Raw genomic sequence first — 15,223 nt, forward strand, 5'->3', positions numbered from 1 at the left:
CAAACAAAACACATAAATAGTATGAAAAAGTCTCTCTTACTCTGCTTATTCACTCTACTTGCCCTTTCTTGTAAAGCGCAGGATGATGGCGACATTGTAAAGGTGGGCGATAAAATGCCGGCTTTCACAATTGTTTCGGACAACGGACAGCAACTTTCTTCCGCTTCTTTAAAGGGAAAAGTGGTCCTGGTGAACTTCTTTGCTACCTGGTGTCCCCCTTGCCAGAAAGAACTGGCGGAAGTCCAGAAAACGCTTTGGCCCAAGTATAAAGACAATAAAAATTTTGCCCTGCTGGTAATCGGACGGGAACATACGGATGCAGACCTTTCCAAATACAACGAAAAGAAAGGATTTACATTCCCTTTGTACCCGGATAAAAACCGTTCCATCTACGGCGCATTTGCAAAGAACCTGATTCCACGCAGCTATCTGGTTGATAAAAGCGGGAAAGTAATCTATACATCCAAGGGATATAACGACGAAGACTTTGCCTCTTTGATGAAAGCCATAGAGACCGCATTAAAATAAATAACCATGGAATGTAAAAGCGTACATATCGTCTATTTTTCTCCGACACATACTTCTGCAAAAATAGCTTATGCCATTGCCGAAGGGATGCATTTTAAATCCTTGTTGGAATCAGACATCACTTATAATACTCCAAAGGGAACAGTGGATATCTATGATGATGAACTGACGATTGTTGCTGTTCCCGTATATGGAGGGCGTGTTGCCGAAACAGCCATGGAGCGGCTTCGTGCTTTCAGGGGACATAAATCTCCTGTTGTGCCGGTTGTCCTTTACGGAAACAGGGACTATGAGGATGCACTTCTTGAATTATCCGATACATTGACTGCTCAGGGCTTTGTTGCAGTATCCGGTGGCGCTTTTATCGGCGAACATTCATACAGCCGCGAAGAGATGCCGATAGCAGCAGGTCGTCCGGACGAGGATGATTTGCAGATTGCCATGCGTTTCGGGCGCGACATATTGCTGAAGATGGATAAAATATCCTCATTGAAAGGAGTAAAGAAATTAGCGGTTAAAGGGAATTTCCCCTATAAGGTGAAAGGACCTTCCACCCCTCAGGCTCCGGTTGTAAATGAAGAAATCTGCAACCAGTGCGAATATTGTGAAGGGGTATGTCCTGTTTCTGCCATCGTCTTTACCGACGGGGTGGCTTTTACAGACCCTGCTTCCTGCATCAAATGCTGTGCTTGCGTGAAAGAATGTCCATTAGGTGCCCGCTCTTTCGATACCCCTTATACGGCCATGCTTTTCCAGAATTTCAGTGCCCGCCGCGAACCGGAGTTGTTTATTTGAGTATGCTTTTGTTTGAGGAGGCTGTGTCAACCGGGAGATTGATATGGCTTCGACTTCCCGGTTGACGCGACTTCAACCGAGTGATTGACACTGCTTCAACCGGGAGATTGACATGGCTTCAATTTTTTTGATACGGTTTTTTCCCTAAATCTGCATAAAAAGAGAAATCCGGGCGTTTATTTACAGTCTGAAAACTTTATCTTTGTGAATATCTTGAGATTGTAAAACCACTAATACCAATGTATAGTATGAAAACGCACCTTTTCTTGTTGTTATTTTTCTGTTGCAGCCTGTCTCTGTCCTCGCAGATACGTCTGGAAGGATATAAACAGGCGGACATCAATCCTGATTTGCTTGCCGGGCGCTGGAACGCACGCTGGATATCCGTACCGGACGAACCGGCCAATACGTATGGGGTCTACCATATGCGTAAAACATTTGAACTGTCTGAAATCCCGTCTCGTTTTATTGTCCATGTTACGGCGGACAACCGCTACAAACTGTACCTGAACGGCAAATTTGTGTCGTTGGGACCCTCACGTTGCGACATTTACAACTGGAATTATGAAACAGTAGATTTGGCTCCTTATCTGCAAAAAGGAAAGAATGTGCTTGCTGCTGTGGTTTGGAATTATGCGGAACAGAAGCCGGTGGCACAGATAAGCTATAACCAGACCGGATTTTTATTGCAGGGAAATACCGGTGCAGAAGCAATCGTGAATACCGGAGATTCGTGGCTTTGTATGAAAAATAAAGCCTATACCCCATGGCATAAACCCGTTTACGGCTATTTTGTGGTCGGTCCGGGCGAATTGGTTTCGGCTGCCAACTATCCGTGGGGATGGGAACAACCCGGCTATGATGACAGCGGTTGGGCGAAAGCGCGTGCCGGCATGGAAGGTGCAGCAAAGGGAGCACGCGATTATCCCGGAAGGCTGCTTGTTCCTTCTCCCATTCCTCCGATGGAATACAAGCAGGAGCGGCTTGCCTCTGTCCGTTTGGCTGAAGGAATTAAATGCCCTGCTGCTTTTTTGAAGGAGAAAACTACTTTTACTATTCCGGCGAATACGAAAGTCCATCTTTTGCTGGATAATGAGAAATTGACTACCGGCTATCTTTCTTTACTATTCAGTAAGGGACGGGATGCCGAAATTTCAGTGGGGTATGCCGAAGCACTGTATGAAGATAAGGTGAGTGGTACGACAAAATCTTATTCCCTTCCCGTAAAAGGAAACAGGAACGATATCAAAGGAAAACGTTTTGTAGGGTATGAAGACAAAGTGATTGTCGATGGAGGTAGCGGGCGCAGTTTTACATCCCTCTGGTGGCGTACCTGGCGATATTTGGATGTGAATATCACCACAGCCTCGGAACCCTTGGTTTTGGAAGATATATACGGGACGTTTTCCGCCTATCCGTTTCAGAAAGAGATAAGTTTCTCGGCTCCCGGACATAGCGATTTGAACGAGATGCTGGAAATCGGCTGGCGTACGGCACGCCTCTGTGCGAACGAGACCTATATGGATTGCCCGTATTACGAACAATTGCAATATTTTGGAGATACCCGTATCCAGGCAATGATTAGCCTGTATAATACGCGGGATGCCTATATGGTGAAAAATGCCATCGAACAGGGACGGCAATCGATTGTTGCAGATGGAATTACAATGAGCCGTTATCCTTCTTCCGTCCACCAGTTTATTTCATCTTTTTCCCTTTGGTGGATTTGTATGGGGCACGACTATTGGATGTACAGGGGAGACGAAGCGTATATGAAGTCTTTATTGCCCGCCTACCGCAATATCCTTGCCTGGTATGAACAATGGTTGAAACCGGACCATAGCCTCGGATATGTCCCTCACTGGTTTTTTGCCGACTGGGCTGCCGGATTCCCGAATGGCGAACCGGTTCGCGAAAAGAATGGCAATTCCGCTTTTCAGGACCTGATGTATATCCTGACTCTGGAAGCGGCGGCCGAAATGGAGCAGGCTTTCGGAATGCTGACGATGGGAGTGCATTATCAAAAAGTAGCAACCTCCATACGCAATACGATAAAAGCAAAGTATTGGGACGCCGCACGCGGCCTGTTTGCCGATACATACGACCACCGCAGTTATTCCCAACATGTAAACTCATTGGCGGTATTGGCTGGAATCGTAACGGGAAAAGAGGCTACGGAGGTGATGATGAAGACGTTGAGTGAAGATGATTTGATACAGTCCACCATCTATTTCCGTTATTATGTACATCAGGCATTAGGGAAAGCAGGCATGGGAGATTTGCTGCTGGACAACCTGCAAATATGGCGGGACCAAATGGATTTGGGACTGACTACCTGGGCCGAAATGCCGGAGCCGTCGCGTTCGGATTGCCATGCCTGGGGAGCAAGCCCGAATATTGAATTTTTCCGTATTCTGCTGGGAATAGACAGCAAGGCTCCCGGTTTTAAAAAAGTACGGATTGCCCCGTCGTTGGGCATATTGAAAGAAGTGTCCGGTACGATGCCGCATCCTGCCGGAACTATCTTTGCCGGTTATAAAGTAGACAAGAAGGGGAAACTTACGGCACGTCTGGTGTTGCCGGATGGTGTTACAGGAATATTTATCTGGAAGGGAGAACAATATGAGCTGCATTCCGGCGAACAGGTTTTGTCTGTAAAGTAGTGTCTATATGAAGAAAGTCGTTATCGCCATAGATTCTTTTAAAGGTTGCCTGACCTCCGTAGAAGTGGGACAGGCGGCAACCGAAGGTGTGAAAGCTGTTTTTCCTGACTGCGAAATTTGTATGCTTCCTGTTGCCGATGGCGGCGAAGGGATGTTGGATGTCCTGGTCACAGCAACAAAAGGGCACTATGTCTCCATTCAGGCACATGGTCCTTTGATGGAGTTGCGTGAAGCCCGCTACGGCATTTCCGGTGATGGTAAGACTGCTTTGATAGAAATGGCGGCAATCAGTGGTCTGCCGCTTGTTTCGCCAGACAAACGAAACCCGATGCTGGCCACAACCTTTGGCACGGGCGAATTGATTAAAGATGCTCTGGAACGCGGATGCCGTGAATTTATAATCGGTATCGGAGGAAGTGCTACCAATGATGCCGGTCTGGGGATGCTTCAGGCTTTAGGATTCCGTTTTCTGGATACAGCCGGACAGGAATTGGGACTTGGCGGCAGGATGATGGCGGCAGTTGCTTCCATCGATACGGAACTTATACATCCGGCATTGAAGGAGTCACAATTTACCGTGGCATGCGATGTGCGTAACCCGTTTTACGGTCTGGAAGGAGCCGCCCGTATTTTTGCTCCCCAAAAAGGAGCAACGCCAGAGATGGTGGAAGAATTGGATGCCGCTATGCGTATGCTTTCCGGAGTGATAAAACAGCATACAGGGAAGGATATATCCGGTTATCCCGGTTCCGGAGCTGCCGGAGGTATGGGAGGGGGATTGCTCGCTTTTCTACACGCGGCATTGAAACCGGGAATACGTCTTTTATTGGATACGCTCGCCTTTTCGGATAAGATAAAAGGTGCCGACCTGATTATTACCGGCGAGGGGAGAGCCGACCACCAGACAGCGATGGGGAAAGTCCCGTCCGGTATTTTGGAAGAAGCAACAGTGCAAGGTGTTCCTGTCGTGTTATTGGCTGGCAGTATAGAGGATGCCGGTGTGCTGAATAAGGCAGGCTTTTCCGGAGTGTTCTCTATTACTCCGGGACCTGTGTCTTTGGAAAAGGCAATGGAACCTGCCTTTGCGTATGAGAATGTAAAACAACTCGTAACCCAACTTTGCCTTTTTAGAAAAGCAATGGGAACAGACAGATAGGTGAAATAAATTCTCACTCATTTGTCAGGAGAATATTAATAGATGGTTATTTATGGAAAGTGAAAAAGAAAAAGCGAAAGCAGGTAGACTGTATGATGCAAATTATGATATGGAATTACTCGCAGAACGAAAAGCGTGTAAGGAAATATGTTATGAGTTCAATCATTTACGTCCCTCGCAGACAAGCGAACAGGAAAGGCTTATCCGGCAGTTATTGGGTAAGACCGGGAACAGCTTTGTAATAGAACCTCCGTTTTATTGTGATTACGGTTACAATATTGAAATAGGAGAGAACTTCTATGCGAATGTAAATTGTGTGGTTCTGGACGGGGCAAAAGTGACATTCGGAGACAATGTATTTATTGCTCCCGGTTGTGGGTTCTATACGGCAGGGCATCCCTTGGATGTGGAACAAAGGAACCGGGGATTGGAATATGCTTATCCCATTATTATAGGTAACAACGTTTGGATAGGCGCGCAGGTTTGTGTCATGCCTGGGGTAACCATTGGCGACAATACGGTTATCGGTGCGGGAAGTGTTGTGACAAAAGATATACCCTCCAATGTCCTTGCTGTAGGAAATCCCTGCCGTGTGCTTCGGGAAATAACGGATGCGGACCATAAGAAGTAAATAATTAGGAACAGCTTTAATAGCCGGTATGAAAAAGCCGGGTTGCACGACTCTATTTTATAAGAGGGGCAACCCGGCTTCACTCAATCAGTAAGGTTTTTGTTTATAAATTAAGTATATCTGGAAAATTCTTTGAGTGTTTTTTGATATTTTCCAACAGAGCTTTCTCTCTGTCGTCTATTTTGCCATCTTTTTGTATGTGTTGAAGTAACCATTTGGCTTCTTCTTCATCTATTTCTCCCGGAGATTTTTTGTCGTCCAGTAAAAAATTGGTTATTGCGTTTACAAAAAAGGCATCCCAACTTAAATCATTGTCTTCTTTTATGACCTCGTCATTCAGTTCAAAAAGAAATTCAGCTTCTTCTTTGTCTATAATCCCGTCTTCGTAAAGAAGTTCTTGTAGTAATTCAACTTCTTGTGCATCGATGCGTCCATCCATAAGTATGGATTGCTTGAGTTCTTTAAAATGTTTCATTTTCTAAGTTGTTTTTATTGTTAAAGAATAAGTGAGTGTCTATTAGATATTGGAAGCAATGTATATAAATAATTATATTCTGCATAAAATAGACTCAAATATTAGTCTTTTTTTGCTCACTACATGATATTCAGACCATTTATGAACTATTTTAAACAGAGTTGTAGAAACTCTTAGAAGAATAAAAGTCTTGCTTAAAAACGCAAATAATTAATATCCTAAAAAGATGTTATTTATTCAATCCTTCTAATAGCTTTTTTCCAGGTTTAAACTTAATACTTGAACGAGGGGGAATAGTGCAGGCTGTTCCTGTCTTTGGATTACGTCCAACCCGTTCAGTTTGTTTCCATACATGGAAAGCTCCAAACCCCTTTAAAACAAGGCGTTCGTCTTCTTTGAATATTTCTATAATTTCATCATTCAATATATCAATGAAATCTAATACATCTTTGTATGGTAAAGATGTTCGTTCTGATATTCGTTTTGCTAATCCTATTTTATTCATATTTGCAGGAGTGATAATTTAAGATTTATGAGATTTTGTATAATTAAATGAATAAGAACATTGCTTGGCTTTTAGTCTTGATTTATATAGATCAATATCGTAAAATATACCGATTTATATAGGTACAATATTTAACAGAAGCGTAGTTCTGCTTGAACTACATATAATTTGAGTCAGATATGTTGATTATTCATATATGAAAATACTTGTTTATGCAAATCTCGTATGTAAAATAATATATAATATTGTCTATTGTTGTAATATATGCGGTTAAGTAAACGCTTGAAAGATAAAAAAATCAATATAAAAGTGATGACTATACTTTTCCTTTTGAAATATATTATATCTTTGTGTAAAAATAAGAAAGTATGCTGTTAGTTCAAGCAGAACTACGTTTTTTTTAGCTACTAAATGTAATTGCTGTACTGCTTGCATCGTATAATTTTCAATACTTATAAAGTTTTGATTTGTATCTATATTTGAGGTAAATGTTAAACCGAAAAAAACAAATAATTCTATTTAAAAACAACTTTATTTAGTTTTTCTCCGCTGTCTTTTGCTTTTCCGTTTCGCATATCCTTCAGTCATATATATTTAATTATTCGAGAATGTTTTGTTGTAATTCCGTTTTTTGTTGTTCCTTTATAGTGTTAAAACAAGGTATGCAATGGAGGAACTAACATCTGTACAGATAAATTTTATCAAAGAACACTTAGCGGACGACCTAACCCGTTTATTACTTTCTGCTTCTAAATATCCGGATTTGGATATTCCTTTTTTGGCTGACCAGATAGCAGCAAGGCGGCAGATTAAAGATAAGTTGCCTTCCTGGTATGCTAATTTATCTCTGATATTCCCTTCCCGTATCTCAGCGGAGCAATGTTCATCCGAGCAGACGGCCGGTTATAAGCAGTCTTTGGTCGAAGAGAATCATACAATGTGTGATTTGACGGGGGGATTGGGAATAGACAGTTATTTTTTCTCGTGCCGTGTAAAACATCTTACTTATATAGAACGATTTCCTGCGTACTGTGAAGCTGCACGTCATAATTTCCGAATATTAGGTGCCGATAATATCCGTGTTATAAATGCAGACACAACGGAGTATGTGAACGAACTTCCGGCGGTAGATGCTTTTTATATAGACCCGGCCCGTCGCGGCGAGTGTAATAAGCGGGTATTTGCTCTGTCTGATTGTGAACCGGACTTGCCCGTATTGCTTCCTGTACTTTTGCAACGTGCTCCGAGAGTAATCGCAAAATTGTCGCCTATGGCAGATATCCGGTTAACACTGGATTTGTTGCCGGGAACAGCTTCCATTCATGTTCTTTCTGTAAAGAATGAATGTAAGGAACTTCTATTTGTAATTGAGCGGGGCTATTCGGATGTTCCGGCTGTCCATTGTGTAAATTATCTGGCGGATGGTTCTACAGACGCTTTCCGGTTTACACTGGAAGAGGAACAGGATGCGCCTTTGTTGTTGTCCGGCAAAGTAGGGAATTGGCTGTATGAACCCAATGCTTCCATACTTAAAGCCGGAGCATTCAAGCAAGTAGCGGTTGCTTTAAATGTGAAGAAATTACATGTAAGCAGCCATTTGTATACTTCGGAAGATAAAGTGCCCGGTTTTCCGGGACGTATATTCCAGGTGGAGGAAGTATTGCCTTTTAATGGAAAGTTATGTAAGGGGTTATCAAAGCTGATTCCTCGTGCAAATATAACGGTCCGCAATTTTCCTCTTGCCGTTGAAGAATTACGTAAGCGGACAAAAATATCTGATGGCGGTGATATTTACCTGTTCGCAACTACGCTTGCCGATGGAGAAAAAGTTTTGATAAAGTGCAGGAAATAATAATTATCAGAGCGAATTATGCTTGTGGACAGTTTCTGCCGACGTCTTTTTTTTGAAAGGTGCATACGTATAATTGTCTGCAAACTGATGAGGCATTGGCTCATATGATTTAACTGCAATTCGATTCCCTTTTTTACTGAAAATCAGGCATTGGTCTTTTAACTTATGCTCTGCAAAATTGAATACCAGATTCGGGTCGAAATACTGCCCGTTTACCCGGACTTCCAGATGGACATGTTCGGTAGTAGCTCTTCCGGTACGTCCGGTAAGTGCTATGGGTTGACCCGCTTTTACTCTTTCTCCTGGTTTTACAAGATTTTTGGAGTTGTGGCTGTAGAGTGTTTCCAATCCGTTGTAATGACGGATTACCACTAAATTTCCGTAGCCATAATAACTTTTTGCCAAACGGACAATACCGTCAAAAGCAGCAAGCACTGTATCATTTGCACAGGTTTTTATGTCTATTCCCGTATGGTTCCTGCGGCGTCCTCCAAATGGGGAGATTACTTTTGCTCCCGGCAACGGAAATGCAAAATCTTCTTTCTGGATAGATGCTAAATCAATAATGAGCGATTTACTGTCTGCCATTAATACAGGGTCGGGAACAGCAACATCGTTTTTCTCCCTCTGGGAAAAATTCTCATTGATGCTTTTACGTGGGGATACGACTTTATTCAGTTCGGGAGCTTCCGGAAGCAGGAAAGCTATATCTGTAGTGGGTAGGGGGATATCTATGGTGATTGGTTGCAGGGAAACCGGTTCCAATGTGGTATTGGAGGAGGTCTTTAAAATGGTATGACATGCTCCCAAAGCAAACAATCCTAATATTACTATCAGTGTATAGCGTGTTTTCTGCATCGTGTAAAAATTTATAGTTTGCAAAAATAAGAAAAAGTGCAGAGAAATTCCACCTTATTAATCAGGACTTTACAAAACCTTCTGATTTGTTTGGATTTGTTTGGATTTTCTTTTCATCCATCCGCGCAAATAGTTTCCACTACCCGGAACATAGTTTCTGCTATGTTCCGGGTAGTGGAAACTATGTTCCGGGTAGTAAAAGAGAACTGCGCAACTACTTACCACTGTATTTCTTATGTCTTTTTGGGCAGGGTCCGAACTTACGATTACGGGAATATCTTATATTATTTATTATCGGTTTTATTGCCGGATAGAAAAGAACGGGCTATCCCCATTTCCAATCCGCGTAGTTCGGCCAATCCGCGTAAGCGTCCGATACAGGAGTATCCGGGATTGGTTTTCTTTTTTAAATCATCAATCATTTGATGCCCATGGTCCGGGCGCATGGCAATGGAGCAACCCCGGCGTTGCTGTAATTCGAGCAATGCTTTCATTACACCATACATATCGACATCCCCTTCCAAATGGTTGGCTTCATAGAAATTCCCGTATTCATCCCGTTTGGTACTGCGGAAGTGGACAAAATCGATACGGTCGCCATAACGTTCCATAATACGAGTCAGGTCGTTATCACTACGGACTCCAAATGAACCGGTGCACAGGCATAAGCCATTACTTTGGTTCGGGACAGCTTCAATCAGTTTCTGAAAATCATCCGCTGTGCTCAGTATGCGGGGCAGGCCGAGAATCGAGTAGGGAGGATCGTCCGGGTGGATGACCATACGCAAGCCAACTTCGTCGGCTACCGGAGTGATTTCCTTGAGAAAATAAATCAGGTGGTTACGCAACTTTTCTGCATCGATATCTTTATAACGTTCCAGTTCAGCCCTGAATTGTTCCAGTGTAAAACTCTCTTCCGAGCCGGGCAGACCTGCTATCATGTTACGGACAAGCAATTCTTTTTCTGCTTCACTCATTTGGTTGTAACGGGCTTTTGCTATGGCTTTATCGCTCTCGCTGTATTCTTGTTCTGCAGCCGGACGTTGCAGGATATACAGGTCGAATGCCATAAATGCAGCACGTTCAAAGCGCAGGGCTTTGGAACCATCGGGCATTGTATAGGCGAGGTCTGTACGGGTCCAGTCCAATACCGGCATAAAATTATAGGTTACAATCCGGATGTCGCAAGCTGCCAGGTTACGAAGGCTTTCCTTATAATTATCGATATACTTTTGGAAATCTCCGGTTTGTGTTTTGATATGTTCATGTACGGGTACACTTTCTACAACGCTCCAGCGTAGACCGGCGGCTTCTATCAGTTCTTTTCGTTTTTGGATTTCATTTACGGTCCATATTTCCCCGTTGGGAATATGATGTAGTGCATTTACAATTCCTGTTGCACCTGCCTGGCGGATATCCGAAAGGCTGACAGGGTCGTTCGGACCATACCAGCGCCATGTTTGTTCACATAAATACATAGTCTCGTCTTTTTTGAAATTAAATGGAAAAAGCATCGAAACCACCGTCGACGACAGCTACAGTTCCGGTTACAAATCGGGATGCGTCACTAATCAGATATTGAATCGTACCGAATAGTTCGTCGGGGGTACCTAAACGTCTGAACGGAGTATGGGCAATTACAGAAAGAGCACGTTCCGTATATGAACCATCCGGGTTTGTCATTAATGTCCGGTTTTGTTCCGTCAGGAAGAAACCGGGAGCAATGGCATTGACACGTAATCCTTCTCCGAATTTGATGGCAAGTTCGCCGGCAAGATATTTAGTAAGATTGGAAATAGCTGCTTTGGCAGCTCCGTAACCTACCACACGCGTAAGAGGGCGCAGAGCCGATTCGGATGAAAAGTTTACAATTGCTCCCTCTTTCTGTTTTGCCATAACTTCGGCAAAGACCATTGTCGGGAGTACGGTTCCGAACAGGTTCAGGTCGACCACTTTTCGGAAGGCATCAATATCCAGATCAAAAATAGTTTTTTCCGGGGGGATGGTGGCACCTGCCATATTACCTCCGGCTGCGTTGAGCAAGGCATCGATACGACCATGTTTTGAAAGAATATCTTTTTTGTTTTGTTCAAGAGTTTCTTTATTTAAAACGTCTGTTAAGTAGAAGCTTGCATTTCCTCCTTTAGCCTTAATTCCGGCAACAAGCTGTTCGCCGGTTTCTACGGCACGATCGAGGATAATAATCTTAGCGCCTTCTTCTGCCAGATGTCCGGCGATAGCGCTACCTAAAATACCGGCACCGCCGGTAATCAGGACCACTTTGTCCTTTACGCAAAATAAATTAGCCATATTTTTATTGTTTTGTTGTGATAATTCCATAAGTTGTGCTCGCGCACACATTATTGCAAATGTATGTATTTATTTAACATGCCAAAGTAAGAGGAGAAAAAAATACCCTATAAAAGTGCTCCTTAACTTTTATAGGGTATTATGAGTTGCTGGTACAGATGTTGTCTTTAGATATAATTATTATAGTAGCTGATATTCTCTTTTATCAGGATATCTATAGGCATATAGTTTATCTGAGATACTTCTTCTTTTAATACCAAATGATTAAACAGGGCACGTACGGAGTTTAGTCCCTGTACCTCCGGGCGTTGCGCAATCAGGTGGGTAATATGACCGTTTTGGAGGTAATGCACATTGGCATCGATCACATCATAACCGATAAGTTTAAATTTCCGGTTCCGGCTTTCGAAATAGGCTCCGAGAAGATGTACCCTCGAATTGAAGATGATCCCGGCATTTATTTTATCATGTTCTTTTATGAAGTTATCCAGAATGGTTTTGTTTGCCTCTAATTCGTCTGCATGAAGTTGTACGGTGTAAATCTGTCCTTTATGGCCCTTTTCCGACAAATAGCTTTTGAAACCATCTTCCCGTTTCATGATTTGCGTTACCTGTTTTTCGCCTTTACGGATAAAACGGAAGATGGCAACATCTTCATCCTTGGAGATTTGTTCAAATAATAAACGTCCTGCAATATATCCGGAATCATATGAGTTGGTACCATAATAGGCAATACAATTTGTATTTTCTATCAAAGCATCTATCAATACATACGGAATTTCTTTTTCATCCAGTATCCGGATAAGTTGCAGGACGCTGTTTTGAAATTGAGTTGCAGTAATAACCCCTTGGCAATCTGAATTTTCAACTTTTGGAATTAGTTTGTCGAAACTACTTTTGTCATATTGATTAAAGAACATCCTTTCAATCTCTACATTGTAGCTGAACAGTTCCTTCTCTATTTTGTCTATCCCCAGGCAATATTTTTCCCAATATTCACCTTGAGTGTAGGAAGGTATCAGTACAATGAAATGATATGTTTTTTTGAGAGCAAGCGAACGGGCTATCAAATTGGGATGATAGTCTATTTCCTTTAATACTTGCTCTACTTTTTTCTGTGCTTCTTCCGAGACTTTTCCGCGATTATGCAGAATACGGTCTACTGTTCCGGTTGATACACCGGATAGTTCAGCAATGTCTTTAATTCTATATGTCTTTCCCATGAATAGAAAAGCTACCGTTAAATTTCTTCGGGGGTTTCTAATTTAATCGTATTTAATTTTCTGAATGTATAACAATACATTGTGTAAACAACAGGTGTGGTTACAAATATTCCCACAACCAGCAGGATTAAGCCGACCAGCATTATACCAAGCATGGCTAAACCGAGCAGGAATAACGGCATCACTTGTTTGTCAGTAATTTCCCAACTGCGTTTCAATGAATCAAGAATGCCACAGTCCTCTTCAACGATGAATGCAATGAAAAATTGCAGGCGGATAGCAAGGTAAATGCCCGGAATGATAAATAAAATGCAACCGATACCTATGGCTATAAAAACTAAAATGGAAGCGACAATATATGTCAGTATTTTGCGGGATTGCTGGCCGTAAGCTGAGAATTGAGGCTCTTCTCCGTCCAAAGTCTGGAATATGTTTTTATAATATCCCATGGTGAAAAGACCGGAGATGATTAAATTAATCAGTGATGCAATGATTTGTCCGGAAACAGACTTCTGAGCCGGAGTAGTAAACAGTGTGATAATCATGGACAGAATACAAAATCCGATCAATAATCCCACCAAAACCCAAATCTGTGATTTGACGGATTTCCATGATGTGTGGAAAACTTCCGAAATGGTAAACTTAGATTCCATATGAATTAAATTTTATTAGGTTATATTTAGCTGTAAAATTAGGACAATTTGTTTAATAAACAAACACTGCGCACATTTTGTGTTGCAATTTGAACGAATAGATTTTCGAAAGGTCATAATTGAGGTATGTGGTTGATATTGAAATGTGAAAAATAGAAGTTTTTTAGTATAAAAGAATGTATAATCTAAGAAAGTGAAGTGAAAAGATTTTACATTTGTACGTTTTTTCAAGAAAAACGCAGAGTTGTGTATGAAGCGTCAAAAACCGAAGATTATAATTATGGAAAAATATATGGCAAGTAAATCGATTGAAATATATTAATTATAAATATGGATAAACGAATGCTGAAAATTACAGTTACCCCGTTGAGGCAAATAGCGCTATTTGCTGTGGGAATGTCTTTGTTAACTGCCTGTGGAAACAGTCAGAGTGGTGCGAAATTGGGGGATGATGAATTTACTGTTATCGAGGTGAATTCTGCCACCAGCGATCAGACAACTTCTTATCCGGCTACAATCAGAGGTACGCAGGATATTGAAGTACGTCCCCAGGTTTCAGGTTTTATTGTAAAACTATGTGTTGATGAGGGAGCAACGGTTCGTAAAGGACAGGCTTTGTTCCAGATTGATCCTACGCAGTATGCAGCTTCAGTCCGCCAGGCAAAGGCTGCAGTAGAAATGGCTAAGGCAAATGTAAATACATTGACGTTAACAGAAAAGAATAAAAAAGCATTGTTTGATAAGCAAATCATCAGTGAATTTGAGTATCAGACTGCAATGAACCAGTTATTGTCCGCTAAAGCCAGCTTGGCACAGTCGGAAGCTTCTTTAATCAGCGCAGAGCAGAACTTGTCGTTCTGTACGGTAACAAGTCCTTCAAATGGTGTGGTTGGTACATTCCCGTATCGTGTGGGTAGTTTGGTTAGTGCTTCTATTTCCCAGCCGTTGACTACCGTTTCTGAAATCGGTGATGTTTATGTTTATTTTTCTATGACGGAAAAAGAATTATTGGGACTGACACGTGCAGGAGGTACATTGAAAGAACAGTTGGAAAAGATGCCGGCTGTACAACTTCGGTTGTCCGACGGTTCCATGTATTCGGCAGAAGGTAAGATTGACGCGGTAAGCGGTGTTATCGACCAGTCTACCGGTTCTGTAAGTATGCGTGCAATCTTTCCGAACGATAAGAATGTATTGAGAAGTGGCGGTACAGGAAATATTATTTTCCCGTATACAATGAATGACATCATTCTGATTCCTCAATCTGCAACAGTTGAAATCCAGGATAAGAAGTTCGTTTTTGTACTGCAGGCAGATAATACAATAAAAAATACGGAAATCCAGGTTTCTAATTTGGATGATGGTAAATATTACCTTGTAACAGACGGTTTAAAATCAGGAGATAAGGTTGTGATTGAAGGAGTACAAAACCTGAAAGACGGTCAGGCTATCAAGCCCATCTCTCCCGAACAACAACAAGCAAAGTACCAGCAGGCATTACAAGACCAGCATGACGGTAATTTGAAAACCGCTTTTAATTAATATATAAGGTAAAGAATAGGGCAAATTGCTGT

At 42.1% G+C, this 15,223-nt stretch carries 14 protein-coding genes; 7 read left to right on the top strand and 7 right to left on the bottom strand.

Translation table 11 applies throughout. The features are described 5' to 3' along the window. Positions 1-21 precede the first annotated feature (21 nt). The 5 genes from ACGE0T_RS04500 to ACGE0T_RS04520 all read left to right on the top strand — a co-directional run bounded on the left by ACGE0T_RS04500 (position 22) and on the right by ACGE0T_RS04520 (position 5,773). Positions 22-528, top strand: coding sequence for a TlpA family protein disulfide reductase (locus tag ACGE0T_RS04500; protein WP_459189342.1), 507 nt, complete (start codon positions 22-24; stop codon positions 526-528). A 6-nt stretch (positions 529-534) separates the two neighbouring features. After that, positions 535-1,323 carry a 4Fe-4S binding protein gene (locus tag ACGE0T_RS04505; RefSeq protein ID WP_459189343.1) on the top strand — a complete coding sequence of 263 codons (789 nt, stop codon included), beginning with the start codon at positions 535-537 and terminating at the stop codon, positions 1,321-1,323. Positions 1,324-1,571: 248 nt separating this feature from the next. Then, positions 1,572-3,986 carry an alpha-L-rhamnosidase-related protein gene (locus tag ACGE0T_RS04510; RefSeq protein ID WP_459189344.1) on the top strand — a complete coding sequence of 805 codons (2,415 nt, stop codon included), beginning with the start codon at positions 1,572-1,574 and terminating at the stop codon, positions 3,984-3,986. A 7-nt stretch (positions 3,987-3,993) separates the two neighbouring features. After that, entirely contained in the window at positions 3,994-5,142 is a 1,149-nt protein-coding gene (locus tag ACGE0T_RS04515; protein WP_459189345.1) for a glycerate kinase family protein, read from the top strand. Positions 5,143-5,194: 52 nt separating this feature from the next. Continuing rightward, entirely contained in the window at positions 5,195-5,773 is a 579-nt protein-coding gene (locus ACGE0T_RS04520) for a sugar O-acetyltransferase (RefSeq protein ID WP_459189346.1), read from the top strand. A 103-nt stretch (positions 5,774-5,876) separates the two neighbouring features. Here ACGE0T_RS04520 and ACGE0T_RS04525 read toward each other — a convergent pair whose 3' ends face one another. Together ACGE0T_RS04525 and ACGE0T_RS04530 are read right to left on the bottom strand one after the other, a co-directional pair. Next, the gene (locus ACGE0T_RS04525; protein ID WP_459189347.1) at positions 5,877-6,248 is read right to left on the bottom strand and encodes a TerB family tellurite resistance protein; all 372 of its coding nucleotides are present in this window, start codon (positions 6,246-6,248) and stop codon (positions 5,877-5,879) included. Between the two features lie 229 nt (positions 6,249-6,477). Next, entirely contained in the window at positions 6,478-6,753 is a 276-nt protein-coding gene (locus ACGE0T_RS04530) for an HU family DNA-binding protein (RefSeq protein WP_459189348.1), read from the bottom strand. A gap of 667 nt (positions 6,754-7,420) precedes the next feature. Here ACGE0T_RS04530 and ACGE0T_RS04535 point away from each other — a divergent pair. Further along, on the top strand, positions 7,421-8,605 hold the full coding sequence (locus ACGE0T_RS04535; RefSeq protein ID WP_459189349.1) for a THUMP-like domain-containing protein: 1,185 nt from the start codon (positions 7,421-7,423) through the stop codon (positions 8,603-8,605). A 6-nt stretch (positions 8,606-8,611) separates the two neighbouring features. Here the strand turns inward: ACGE0T_RS04535 and ACGE0T_RS04540 are convergent, their stop codons facing one another. From ACGE0T_RS04540 to ACGE0T_RS04560, 5 genes are all read right to left on the bottom strand, one after another. Next, entirely contained in the window at positions 8,612-9,463 is an 852-nt protein-coding gene (locus ACGE0T_RS04540) for a M23 family metallopeptidase (protein WP_459189350.1), read from the bottom strand. Positions 9,464-9,747: 284 nt separating this feature from the next. After that, positions 9,748-10,941 carry a mannonate dehydratase gene (uxuA, locus tag ACGE0T_RS04545; RefSeq protein WP_459189351.1) on the bottom strand — a complete coding sequence of 398 codons (1,194 nt, stop codon included), beginning with the start codon at positions 10,939-10,941 and terminating at the stop codon, positions 9,748-9,750. Positions 10,942-10,960: 19 nt separating this feature from the next. Continuing rightward, positions 10,961-11,773, bottom strand: coding sequence for an SDR family oxidoreductase (locus tag ACGE0T_RS04550; RefSeq protein WP_459189352.1), 813 nt, complete (start codon positions 11,771-11,773; stop codon positions 10,961-10,963). A gap of 167 nt (positions 11,774-11,940) precedes the next feature. Then, positions 11,941-12,996, bottom strand: coding sequence for a LacI family DNA-binding transcriptional regulator (locus ACGE0T_RS04555; RefSeq protein WP_459189353.1), 1,056 nt, complete (start codon positions 12,994-12,996; stop codon positions 11,941-11,943). 17 nt (positions 12,997-13,013) lie between these two features. After that, positions 13,014-13,649 (bottom strand): hypothetical protein, encoded by a 636-nt coding sequence (locus ACGE0T_RS04560; protein WP_459189354.1) that lies wholly within the window; start codon positions 13,647-13,649, stop codon positions 13,014-13,016. Positions 13,650-13,979: 330 nt separating this feature from the next. Between ACGE0T_RS04560 and ACGE0T_RS04565 the strand changes: the two genes are divergently transcribed. Beyond that, positions 13,980-15,191, top strand: a complete 1,212-nt coding sequence (locus tag ACGE0T_RS04565) for an efflux RND transporter periplasmic adaptor subunit (RefSeq protein WP_459189355.1) — start codon at positions 13,980-13,982, stop codon at positions 15,189-15,191. Positions 15,192-15,223 lie beyond the last annotated feature (32 nt).

This window comes from Parabacteroides sp. APC149_11_2_Y6 (assembly GCF_054506995.1).

Excerpts from the sequence above, each read along its gene's own strand:
- ACGE0T_RS04500 (WP_459189342.1), top strand. The coding sequence starts at position 22 with ATGAAAAAGTCTCTCTTACTCTGCTTATTCACTCTACTTGCCCTTTCT.
- ACGE0T_RS04505 (WP_459189343.1), top strand. The coding sequence starts at position 535 with ATGGAATGTAAAAGCGTACATATCGTCTATTTTTCTCCGACACATACT.
- ACGE0T_RS04510 (WP_459189344.1), top strand. The coding sequence starts at position 1,572 with ATGAAAACGCACCTTTTCTTGTTGTTATTTTTCTGTTGCAGCCTGTCT.
- ACGE0T_RS04515 (WP_459189345.1), top strand. The coding sequence starts at position 3,994 with ATGAAGAAAGTCGTTATCGCCATAGATTCTTTTAAAGGTTGCCTGACC.
- ACGE0T_RS04520 (WP_459189346.1), top strand. The coding sequence starts at position 5,195 with ATGGAAAGTGAAAAAGAAAAAGCGAAAGCAGGTAGACTGTATGATGCA.
- ACGE0T_RS04525 (WP_459189347.1), bottom strand. The coding sequence starts at position 6,248 with ATGAAACATTTTAAAGAACTCAAGCAATCCATACTTATGGATGGACGC.
- ACGE0T_RS04530 (WP_459189348.1), bottom strand. The coding sequence starts at position 6,753 with ATGAATAAAATAGGATTAGCAAAACGAATATCAGAACGAACATCTTTA.
- ACGE0T_RS04535 (WP_459189349.1), top strand. The coding sequence starts at position 7,421 with ATGGAGGAACTAACATCTGTACAGATAAATTTTATCAAAGAACACTTA.
- ACGE0T_RS04540 (WP_459189350.1), bottom strand. The coding sequence starts at position 9,463 with ATGCAGAAAACACGCTATACACTGATAGTAATATTAGGATTGTTTGCT.
- uxuA (WP_459189351.1), bottom strand. The coding sequence starts at position 10,941 with ATGTATTTATGTGAACAAACATGGCGCTGGTATGGTCCGAACGACCCT.
- ACGE0T_RS04550 (WP_459189352.1), bottom strand. The coding sequence starts at position 11,773 with ATGGCTAATTTATTTTGCGTAAAGGACAAAGTGGTCCTGATTACCGGC.
- ACGE0T_RS04555 (WP_459189353.1), bottom strand. The coding sequence starts at position 12,996 with ATGGGAAAGACATATAGAATTAAAGACATTGCTGAACTATCCGGTGTA.
- ACGE0T_RS04560 (WP_459189354.1), bottom strand. The coding sequence starts at position 13,649 with ATGGAATCTAAGTTTACCATTTCGGAAGTTTTCCACACATCATGGAAA.
- ACGE0T_RS04565 (WP_459189355.1), top strand. The coding sequence starts at position 13,980 with ATGGATAAACGAATGCTGAAAATTACAGTTACCCCGTTGAGGCAAATA.